12 protein-coding genes are annotated in these 10,924 nt (G+C 34.5%); 6 read left to right on the forward strand and 6 right to left on the reverse strand.

Going from position 1 to position 10,924, the window contains the following annotated elements; all coding sequences use genetic code 11:
• Positions 1-271: 271 nt before the first annotated feature.
• On the reverse strand, positions 272-694 hold the full coding sequence (locus tag ACH63V_RS17145) for a hypothetical protein (protein WP_396464189.1): 423 nt from the start codon (positions 692-694) through the stop codon (positions 272-274).
• Between the two features lie 97 nt (positions 695-791).
• A complete protein-coding gene (locus ACH63V_RS17150; RefSeq protein WP_396464190.1) occupies positions 792-1,619 on the reverse strand; it encodes an RsiV family protein in 828 nt (275 codons plus the stop codon).
• Between the two features lie 103 nt (positions 1,620-1,722).
• Between ACH63V_RS17150 and ACH63V_RS17155 the strand changes: the two genes are divergently transcribed.
• The 6 genes from ACH63V_RS17155 (at position 1,723) to ACH63V_RS17180 (ending at position 7,466) form a co-directional block, all read left to right on the forward strand.
• Complete coding sequence (locus ACH63V_RS17155; RefSeq protein ID WP_396464193.1) at positions 1,723-2,085, forward strand: hypothetical protein; 363 nt, start codon at positions 1,723-1,725, stop codon at positions 2,083-2,085.
• Between the two features lie 145 nt (positions 2,086-2,230).
• Entirely contained in the window at positions 2,231-3,112 is an 882-nt protein-coding gene (locus tag ACH63V_RS17160; protein ID WP_049065395.1) for a LysR family transcriptional regulator, read from the forward strand.
• Between the two features lie 244 nt (positions 3,113-3,356).
• On the forward strand, positions 3,357-4,061 hold the full coding sequence (locus ACH63V_RS17165; protein ID WP_019459101.1) for a CoA transferase subunit A: 705 nt from the start codon (positions 3,357-3,359) through the stop codon (positions 4,059-4,061).
• A gap of 1 nt (position 4,062) precedes the next feature.
• Complete coding sequence (locus tag ACH63V_RS17170; protein ID WP_014206696.1) at positions 4,063-4,704, forward strand: 3-oxoacid CoA-transferase subunit B; 642 nt, start codon at positions 4,063-4,065, stop codon at positions 4,702-4,704.
• Positions 4,705-4,818: 114 nt separating this feature from the next.
• Entirely contained in the window at positions 4,819-6,228 is a 1,410-nt protein-coding gene (locus ACH63V_RS17175; protein WP_396464192.1) for a short-chain fatty acid transporter, read from the forward strand.
• A 65-nt stretch (positions 6,229-6,293) separates the two neighbouring features.
• Positions 6,294-7,466: a thiolase family protein gene (locus ACH63V_RS17180; protein WP_151792971.1), complete on the forward strand. Its 1,173-nt coding sequence runs from the start codon at positions 6,294-6,296 to the stop codon at positions 7,464-7,466.
• Between the two features lie 62 nt (positions 7,467-7,528).
• Here ACH63V_RS17180 and ACH63V_RS17185 read toward each other — a convergent pair whose 3' ends face one another.
• From ACH63V_RS17185 to ACH63V_RS17200, 4 genes are all read right to left on the reverse strand, one after another.
• Positions 7,529-8,425 carry a LysR family transcriptional regulator gene (locus tag ACH63V_RS17185; protein WP_004887299.1) on the reverse strand — a complete coding sequence of 299 codons (897 nt, stop codon included), beginning with the start codon at positions 8,423-8,425 and terminating at the stop codon, positions 7,529-7,531.
• Between the two features lie 236 nt (positions 8,426-8,661).
• Positions 8,662-9,558, reverse strand: coding sequence for a LysR substrate-binding domain-containing protein (locus ACH63V_RS17190; RefSeq protein ID WP_019459097.1), 897 nt, complete (start codon positions 9,556-9,558; stop codon positions 8,662-8,664).
• A gap of 777 nt (positions 9,559-10,335) precedes the next feature.
• Positions 10,336-10,557, reverse strand: a complete 222-nt coding sequence (locus tag ACH63V_RS17195; protein ID WP_000668585.1) for a hypothetical protein — start codon at positions 10,555-10,557, stop codon at positions 10,336-10,338.
• Between the two features lie 90 nt (positions 10,558-10,647).
• Positions 10,648-10,833 (reverse strand): hypothetical protein, encoded by a 186-nt coding sequence (locus tag ACH63V_RS17200; protein WP_263613685.1) that lies wholly within the window; start codon positions 10,831-10,833, stop codon positions 10,648-10,650.
• Between the last annotated feature and the right edge of the window lie 91 nt (positions 10,834-10,924).

A 10,924-nucleotide genomic window follows, 5' to 3' on the forward strand; every position in this document is an offset into this window, starting at 1 on the left:
TAATACCTCTATATTATTTAATAACGAAAATTAAATAATGTATTTTTTAAAACATTCTTTATCAAATAAAAAACAAAAGCCCCCTAATAAGGGCTTTTATCAAAATATTAGTTCTATTAACTGTAAAGCATTTCACTTAAGAGCTTTACAGTAGCAAAGTCAGCTAGCATTGGACGTTCAGTTTTACACTTATCAGTCTATATTATTAACAATTGGGTTATTTTGATTCTGCATAAATGTAATCCAATAAAATTCAATACTTATATCTGATTTATAATGGTAACAATCTAGGTCTACGATATGGACCAGAACTTATGCGAAAAATATTTTTAACATTTGGTTTGATATTTTGTTTCTCAAAGGCAGGGTTAAAGCTTGATCCAGCACACAGTCCTTTTCCTTCGGGATCAGGTGCCACTGCCATACTCCATTGCCCTATTGGTAAATAAAATGTTGCTTTCTCACCTGTATCAAAACGTCCAATAGTTTCATTACGAAAGAGAACACTTAAATAACAAGCGCTACCTAGAAAGCCAGTATCTCTAGTGATTTCAACTTCAGCATAACCATCTTTATTTTCTTGATAAGCTAATAAACGTTCTTTGGGTGATTGCTTTGCCATAGTTGTCGAAATAGGCGTTGTGGCACACCCAACCAAAGAAACGACAAAACCCAATAAAAGTATTTTTTTCATGATATTATCCACTTTAATAATGAGTTAAATTTAACAGTTAAGAATAATAAAAACCACCCGAAGGTGGTTTAAGCAATTTACAAATTAATATGAACCTCTACACTTCAGTTTTTAAAACAGGCATTGGTGGTAAAAAATCTGATTTAATCAGTTGATCTGTATCACTTAGCTCTAAACTCACAGGACCTGCAGCATATGGAGCTAATTCATAAAGCTGAAAATCAAATGTAATACCACCTGATTGATTGATGTAGAAATTTTCACTTACTTTAAAATCTTCTTTAGTAATATAGGGTTCCATATCTTTTTCTTGACACCAATATTCATATTGTTTCCACAATTCGTCTTTAAGTGCATTCATTTTTCCAGTGACTACAATATCTTTTAATCCAATCCGTTTTTTACTTTTTAAGTCAAAAACATAATCTTCAAAAGTGGATATGCCATGTGCTCCACCAGAATATTCCGAGCTAACTTTTGAAAGTTGCACATATTGACCAAACTGTCCATTAAAACGATAAGCTACACTAGCTGACCAATTATTAAGACCTTCAGCTTGGGTTTGATTTAATTGTTTTTGCTTTTCTGATGGAGGGGTAAGAGCATCTGCATAATCTTTACGGATTTCTTTATCAATTATTTGATCAATCCAATTAATATTACTTTTAAGCGCAATAGCTTCTTTAGAAGTACATACAATCCCCTCAACATCTGGATTAGGCCCACAAATTTTTGGCTGTTCAAACTTCACAACAAAATTGCGCGCTATCATGGCAGGAATAGCATTCTCTTCTTTTGGAGGCAATTCTTTCACCTTTGTGATTGCTGTATTTTCTACGTTCTCTGTAGTTTTTTCTTCTGCTTTTTTAACGCAACCATTCAATATAAATGGTATCAACACTAAGCCAAGAACATTTTTATTCATCAATTTTACCTTTGCACAATTTCATTTATCTTTTAAATTAAGTTCTAAAGAATTTAAACTTCACAAATATTTTAATTGAAATAAGGGCGAGTTTCATGTAGATATATTTTCTTGCACTATACTATGGCAAACTATTTTTCTAATCGAACACGTTTCCTTAGAAAGCTTAAATGCACCAAAATTACTTTTGACTATAATTACACTCATTATAAATTGGGGAATGCAAATTTTGATTGGATATAAAATTCCTCAATTAGCCCCAAAACATAAATTTATAGTAAGTACTACGTATATTCTTTTTTTCACATTCATGATCACTATCTATTCTATAACTATATTATTAGAGGGTTTGAAAGTTGCCCCTCAAAAAATTTGGATGGGCTATTTATTTTTTCAGCTAATTGGCATGTTCATATATTTTGCAAATAATAGAGATGACTTTTGTTGGGACAACTTACTAAAGTAGTTCAATATATTCAAATTCATTGCCTGTACTTTATTAAGTAAGGTAATGATCATTCTTTTTCATAATTTTTTCAAAAAACATCATATTAGGCAAATTTTCGTATAAATTACTCTTCTAGGTAAGTTGAGTAATTTAAAGGTAAGAAATGACGCTTAAACAACTAAAAGCTTTTTTAGCTCTTGCGCGTACACTTAACTATGCCAATGCTTCTTTAGAGCTACATCTAAGCCAATCTGCCTTAAGTCTTACCATCAAAAGTTTAGAAGAAGAACTAGGTGGTAAATTGTTTAACCGTAATACACGCCGTGTTGAGCTTACGCAAGAAGGTAAATCCCTTATTCCCTATGCTAAAAAATTACTCGCCAATTGGGATGAAATGGAAAATGATGTCAAACAACGCTTTAAGCTTAATCGGGGAACTTTAAGTATTGCATCTATGCCCTTTGTGACTCACGCAATTTTGCCTGAAGTCATTCATCAATTTTTAGCTGTCCATCCCAATCTTAATTTTTCAATTCACGATATTCCAAATGAGACCATTATAGAAAAAGTACAAGATGGTATTTTTGAGCTTGGTATCTGCTTTGAACCAGATCTTACCGAAGGCTTAGAGTTTAAACCGCTATTTGAAGAAGATTTCTTGGCTCTATTGCCAAAGACCCACCCACTTGCTCAATCATCTTCTATTACATGGCATGAGCTTTGCTCAAATCCATTCGTAACTTTGCAAAAACCTTCAATTGTTCGTTATTTAGTTGAGCAAAATTGTTTGCGAAATAATATAACGCTCGATTTAAAAGTGGAATGTCACCAAATTTCATCACTTTCAAGTTTTGTGGCTTATGGTATTGGGGTAAGTGCAATTCCAAGACACTTCGCAAAACACATTGATAAAGAACATAACGTGTTGATTGAGTTAAAGGATGAAGCTATTCATAAGACTGTAGGAATTGTTTATAAGAAGAATTTTGAAATTTCAAATATTTCTACTCAATTTATCGAGGCTTTGATTCAATATAAATTTTAAAAAATTAAAGACTGTCTTTTAAGATAAATTAAGCACACGTTTAAGATAAATTTATTAATTATTATAATTTTCAGTAGCTTGTGATTATTTTTTAACAATTTTTGCCCAGTGTAAAACTGATATTTTGTTATAAATTTGATACCATTCATTGATTATACTTATTAATCCTTTAAAAAAATTAACTTCTATAACGCAAAATGTGATGCTAAAACTAAATTACTAAGGGATATAGGAAAACAACAGAATGAATAAAGTTTATGCCAATGCAGAGGCAGCACTGAAAGATGTAATTGCAGACAATCAAACACTTGCTGTTGGCGGTTTCGGTTTATGCGGAATTCCTGAAAAACTAATTGTTGCAGTTAAGCAAAGTGGTGTAACTGGTCTAACTTGTATTTCAAATAATGCAGGTGTAGATGATTTTGGTTTAGGTATTTTGCTTAAAACCAAACAAATCAAAAAAATGATTTCTTCTTATGTTGGTGAAAACAAAGAGTTTGAGCGCCAATATTTAAATGGTGAACTTGATGTAGAACTTACACCACAAGGTACTTTAGCTGAAAAGTTACGTGCTGGCGGTGCCGGGATTCCTGCATTTTATACTCAAACTGGCGTGGGTACTCTCATTGCTGAAGGTAAAGAAGAACGTACCTTTCATGGCAAAAACTACATTTTAGAAGAATCGTTAACAGCAGATGTGGCTCTTGTGAAAGCATATAAAGCTGACAAAGCAGGTAATTTAGTATTCCGTAAAACTGCTCAAAATTTTAACCCTGAATGTGCGATGGCTGGAAAAATTACAATCGCAGAAGTTGAACAGGTTGTTGAAATTGGTGAATTGGATCCGGATGAAATCCATTTGCCGGGTATCTATGTAAACCGCATTGTGCTTAATGCATCTCCAGAGAAACGTATTGAGCATAAAACTTTAAGCACGGAGGCAGTATAAAATGGCTTGGTCACGTAACGAAATGGCACAACGTGCTGCAAAAGAACTTGAAGACGGTTTTTATGTCAATTTAGGTATTGGCTTACCGACTCTAGTTGCCAACTATATTCCTGAAAATATTAATGTTTGGCTTCAATCTGAAAATGGCCTCTTAGGTATTGGTGAGTTTCCAACTGAAGAAACTGTAGATGCTGATTTAATTAATGCTGGTAAACAAACAGTCACTGCTCGCCCTGGCGCTGCTTTTTTCTCAAGCTCAGAATCTTTTGCCATGATCCGGGGCGGTCATGTCAACATTGCAATTTTAGGTGCAATGGAGGTTTCTGAAAATGGTGACTTAGCGAACTGGATGATTCCGGGCAAGAAAGTCAAAGGTATGGGCGGTGCAATGGACTTGGTTGTTGGTGTCCAAAAAGTTGTCGTTCTTATGGAACACTGCGCAAAAGATGGTACGCCAAAAATTGTGAAAAACTGTAGTTTACCTTTAACAGGTAAAGGTGTGGTTCACCGCGTAATTACTGACTTAGGTGTAATGGATATTACTCCGCAAGGCGTAGAGCTGATTGAACTTGCTAAAGATGTCACGCTTGAACAGATTCAAGCTGCTACAGGCGTCGAATTTTACAAAACCTTAGTCGCATAAAATTAAATTTTTAGTAAGCAATATAAGACTTAAGTTAGAAAGTGAGCTTGGGTCTTAACCTTTTAAGCACCGGATGTGCTGTCTATAAATAAGAACTAGAAGGATTTTTCAGCTATGGAAAAACAGCAAGGAATTTTTGAAAGATTTGCTCTTCGGATTAGTGACTGGTCTGAAAAATGGTTTCCTGATTCATATATTTTTGCATTACTCGGCGTCATTATTGTGTCTATTGCCGCTTTGGGTATTGGCGCCCCAATTCACGATGTGGCAACTTCTTTCGGTAACGGTTTCTGGAGTCTTATTCCATTTACCCTGCAAATGACTATGCTCATTATTGTAGGTTATGTCGTTTCTGTATCTAAGCCAGTCAAATACCTCATCCAAAAAATGGCACGTATTCCAAATTCTGGTCGTGGTGCTATTGTTTTGGTAGCAACCGTTAGTTTGCTAATTTCATTGGTCAATTGGGCTGTTAGCACAATTCTTACAGCGCTTTTGGTAATTGCTTTAGCAAAACGTAAAGAGCTGAATATGGATTACCGCGCAGCAGCTGCGGCAGCAATCATTGGTATGGGTGCAACTTGGGCACTAGGAATCAGCTCTTCGGCAGCACAGCTTCAGGCAAATAAAAGTAGCTTACCTGAGTCAATTTACAACCTGACTGGTGTTATTCCATTTACCGAAACGATTTTCCTTTGGCAATCAATTGCGATGACCATTATTTTAGTGATTGTTTCAATCGCTATTGCATATTTTTCAGCCCCAAAAGGCAATAATGTTAAAACGATTGATAGTTTTGATGTTCAGTTTGAAGAAGACAAGCCACATGAGGAGAAAACTAATCGTCCGGGCGATTGGTTAGAAAACTCGCCTATTTTAACGATCATTGTAGTGGCATTAGGCTTAATCTGGATGTTTTTTGAATTTTCAAAAAGCAATCCCATCATTGCCATTTCAAGTCTCAACACCTACAACTTCGTGTTTTTAATGCTTGGGTTAGCTTTACATGGCACACCACGGAACTTCTTAAATGCTGTTGCAAAAGCAGTTCCGGCTGTATCAGGAATCTTAATTCAATTTCCACTTTACGGAAGTATCGCCTTTATTATGACGCAAGCTTTAAACAGTCAGGATTTATCGCTGTCTCATTATGTTGCCGAGTTTTTTGTTTCAATCGCATCAAAAGAAACCTTTGCGATTGTGATGGGAGTTTACTCTGCTGTACTTGGATTCTTTGTACCGTCAGGTGGTGGAAAATGGATTATTGAAGCCCCATATGTTATGCAAGCAGCAAATGATTTAAAGGTTCATTTGGGCTGGTCTGTACAAATTTATAATGCAGCCGAAGCTTTACCAAACTTAATCAATCCATTTTTTATGCTTCCAATGTTAGGCATTTTAAAGCTAAAAGCAAAAGATGTGATTGGGTTTACAGTGACTCAGCTCGTTGTGCATTTTCCATTAGTTTTATTCTTGCTGTGGTTCTTTGGAAGAACACTCAGTTACACCCCTCCAACTTTTTAATTTAGTGGCGCCTTTGGTTTAGGCTAAAGGCAAATTTAGCAAATACACCAATAAGAGATATTAAGATGAGTTCAATAGTTATAGTTTCAGGTAGCCGTACTGCAATGGGTGGTTTTCAGGGTAGTTTATCTTCTCTAACTGCACCAGAACTTGGTGCTGCTGTCATCCGTGAGTCGATCCAACGTGCAGGTGTTAAACCTGAACAAGTAGATGAAGTGATTTTCGGTTGCGTACTCAGTGCAGGTATTGGCCAAGGCCCTGCTCGACAAGCTATGCGTAAAGCAGGTGTACCTGATCATGTCGGAGCTGTCACCATTAATAAACTTTGTGGCTCTGCAATGAAAGCTGTATTAATGGCATCAGATACTTTAAAAGCAGGCAGTGCCAATATCATTGTGGCGGGTGGTATGGAATCTATGACCAATGCACCTTATATTTTGCCGAAAGCTCGCGGTGGTTACCGTATGGGCCACGGTGAAATTAAAGACCATATGTTTTTAGATGGTCTTGAAGATGCTGAAACAGGTCGTTTAATGGGTTCATTTGCTCAAGATATGGCAAACACCAAAGGCTTTACCCGTGAGCAAATGGATAACTTTGCGATTTCTTCACTTAAAAAAGCACAAACTGCCATTACAGAAGGTTACTTCAAAGAAGAGATCGTTCCCGTTGAAGTAAAAACACGTAAAGGCGTGGAAGTTGTTGATCAAGATGAGCAACCATTAAAAGCAAATCTTGAGAAAATTCCGACCCTACGTCCCGCTTTTAGTAAGGACGGTACAATTACAGCTGCAAACTCAAGCTCAATTTCTGATGGTGCTGCTGCATTAGTACTTACTACTGAAGAATATGCTCAAAGCCATGGTTTAAATACTTTGGCGAAAATTGTTGCAACTTCAACTCACTCACAACATCCGAGTGAATTTACCATTGCTCCAATTAGTGCAATTCAAAAAGTGCTTGAGCGTGCTGGCTGGTCAGTTGATGAAGTAGATGCTTGGGAAATTAATGAAGCTTTTGCAATGGTAGCAATGGCACCAATTCATGAGCTAGGAATTGATGAAGCTAAAGTGAACGTACATGGTGGCGCTTGTGCTTTAGGCCATCCAATTGGCGCTACGGGTTCAAGAATTATCCTTTCTCTCATTTATGCATTAAAACGCTTAGGTAAAAAGAAAGGTGTTGCTGCCCTATGTATTGGTGGCGGTGAAGCAACTGCTGTTGCAATTGAAATCTAATTAAAAAATAAAAGAAGATGTAAGGACTTTTCTTACATCTTCTTTTTTTATAAATAAAATTCTTAAGCTGTTTTAAATAGCTCATAGCAAGTTTGACGGAACCATTTATGGCTACTCTTATGGTGACAAGACATATGCCAATGTTGCTTAACGTCATAAGTTGGAAAATCAAGCGGTGCAGGTAAAATCTGTAAATTCTCTCTAACCAATAAAACTTGGCTTAAATAATATGGAACAGTGGCAATTGCATCTGTTTCCTGAACGACCAATCCCACTCCTAAATAACTTGGTAAGCGAATTAAAATGTTTCGATCCAACCCTTTATTTTGCAGCTCATTTTTAATGTGATAATGCCCAATCCCTGCATCAATATCGATATGATATTCACGCATATAATCTTCTAAAGTAAAGTTATTCGGGTCTAAACGCGGGTGGCTTTTTGAGCTAATCACGACATAGTGTTGACGGAAAAACTTCTGTTGATAAAAACCTTCTTCTAATTGGGGCAAGAAACCTATTGCCAAATCAATTTCGCCATTTGCCATTTGATAGCTGGTTTCTGGCGTAATCGGTCTAATATTTAAACGAATAAGAGGTGCTTTTTCTTTTAAATAGTTGGTTAACTGAGGCAATAAAACCAAATGTGATACATCAGTCATTGCTATAGTAAATAGCTGATCTGAGGTTAATGGATCAAAGTTCACATTAAAGTTATTAATACTTTCAACTTTATCAATAACTTCACTAATAAGAGGGAAAATCTGCTTTGCAAGTTCGGTCGGAATCATTTCATTTCCAACTCGAATAAACAAAGGATCATTAAAATGTTGGCGAATTTTGTTTAGACCGTTACTTACACTCGGCTGTGTTAAACCAATAGCATCTGCAGCCATTGAAACACTTTTGAACCGATAAATATGATAAAAAATATTTAATAATCTACTGTCTAGATCAAACAAAATTGTCTCCGCTTGGACTCAATAATCCAGTGAAATAAGTCAAAAGCAGGCATAAATAATAGAAAAATTTCTATACCCTACTTTCGACTTATTGAAATTTACTCTAAATTAGCAAAGAACTTAGACGAGGGGCAATGCTTTATAATGCCTTTCATCGTAAAGACCCAAGCATAATCTACTTATTTGATTAATTTATATATAAATATCGTGTACTTCATCTTGCGAATGAGTATGCGTTATTGTTCTTGCTGGGCTTTAAAACCATTCCATATTTGTTGTACCGATTTATTATCACTCAAATTATTTTTGAAGATATAAATATCTTGAGCAAGGCAATATTCTTGCTGATCTAAAATAACCAATTTTCCAGCTGCAAGATCTTCTTCAACGTTAATTTTCGGAATCCATGCAACCCCTAAACCCTGTAAAACCAGTTCTTTTAAGTTAGTCGCATTATCCGTTTCATATAACGTTTTATAAACCAGTTTACCTTCTATCAGTTGGTCTACCAGTTTTCTTAAGTAAGCGTGTTTGCTATAGGCAAGCAAAGCAAAATTACTTTGTATTGTATGTTTAGGACTATGGTCAGGCTCAGTGGCAGAAACAGGAACAATAACTGTTTCAGCAATTTTAATACCACTTAAAATATCATCTCCAACTTTTCTAATATTGCTTTTATCCGCATAGCAAATCATGAAATCACAGGCACCTTCTTTTAACAAAGACAGACCTTCTCCACTATTCGTTGCGACAATTTCAATTTTTAAATCACGAATAAGAGTAGGAAATTTCTTTAAAAATGTTGTTAAAAAACCTGAAGCTAATGAATGAACAACACAGAAACGAATGGTAGATTCAGTTTCATTTTTAATATTTTTGATGAGTTTTGCGGTCTCCTCTACCTGCTTTTCAATGTTTTTAGACATGACTAACAAAATTCGTCCAATGTCGGTAAATTCGATATTGTTCTTGTTGTTTCTAATGATGACTTCCGCGCCAATCATTTCTTCAATTTGCTGAATTCTTCGAGTAAATGCAGACTGACTAATAAATCTTTTCTCTGCTGCTTTTGAGATTGAGCGTTCACGTTCTAATGTGAGGAGATCCTCTACCCAACGCACTTCTAAATTCATCTTATCTATTCCCTTTTAGATTTATAATTTTATTAATTGATATTTTTGGGAAATAGCATGAATAAATGTAGTGATGAATAAAAATGGTAAAACATAGGGAGTACCTGCAAAAATGCGAGAAGAGAATGGACAAAGCCAAACTATGAAAATGAAGTATTTAATAATTCTGACATAGAAAAGAAAATAATAAAATAATAGGTTTTGTTTTAACACGTTAAGAGATGAACATAAGTTCGACTCAACTAAAAAAATATTTGAAATCAATAAATAAAAAAATCATCATAAAAATAAATAAAGTATTTGAATAAGATAAGTTTTAGAAATAAGTATAGGTCTTTATTTAATCATTTCATGGATAAAAAAAGTCCGCACCTTGGGGAAGAATGCGGACTGTGAACTGTTTCAATAACCAGTCATTAGGTTATTGATTAAATTTTTTAGACTCTTAAATTAATATACTATTCCACTATAAAAAGTATTTAAAAAATCTAGTCTTATATCTCGTCTACTCTGCCTAATCACAAAAACAAGAGAATTATTATTTACTCTTGCAATAGATCGGTAAGGTAATAATTGATGAGCAAATGATTACCTTACCTCATTTCAGGATTTAAGCAGTAATAATAATTATTTGTATTTCATACAATATTTGAGAAGAGTATAAGATAAAAACATAATTCCGACTATTATACTAAAGTATCTATAGACTGACACATAGTGCATTAAGTCATCACTAAGAACGATGACTTATATTCGTGCTGATCTATAAAAGATGAACTAATATTCACCAATTAAGTAGTATAACTTTCTTGAAATTTCAACCATCATGTTTGAAGTATATTGACTGATTTCAAATATCTGTTTTTTCTGCGGGTTAAATACCATGTTGTCTTTTTCATCACTAAAAAAAACATAAGTTGTGTATTTATCCATGTGATGAATATGCTCTTTCAAGCTTAGTTTTTCACCAGAGTTAGGGTCATATGCAATAAACTTCATTCTCATGCATTTGTCTCTTTACAGCGCTTACATCTTAATAAAATTTCAGTCAAAAGATTATTTAATAAACAATAATCTTTATTGGCTCAGTTATTGATACGATGCAGTGGGAATATTTCGTTTTGCTTTTTGAATAGATAGTTCAGCATTCTTAATCGATTGCTGAGCTTCTTTAAGCATGTGTGAACTTTTGGTCTCAGTTTTTTCTTCATTTCCCAACAGGAGATAGCAAGCAAAACTTCCCAATATTAATAAAGCAGCAGTTACTTTTAACATAAACTTAATAAATCAAAATTTTCTGTATTATATGTATTTTTATGTGAAATGCATCACAATTTTATTAAAATTTATTAAACATAGCTCATTA

Origin of the sequence: Acinetobacter sp. ABJ-A23_2, assembly GCF_044538765.1 — a bacterium.
In the GTDB taxonomy this organism is placed as follows: Bacteria; Pseudomonadota; Gammaproteobacteria; order Pseudomonadales; family Moraxellaceae; genus Acinetobacter; species Acinetobacter nosocomialis_A.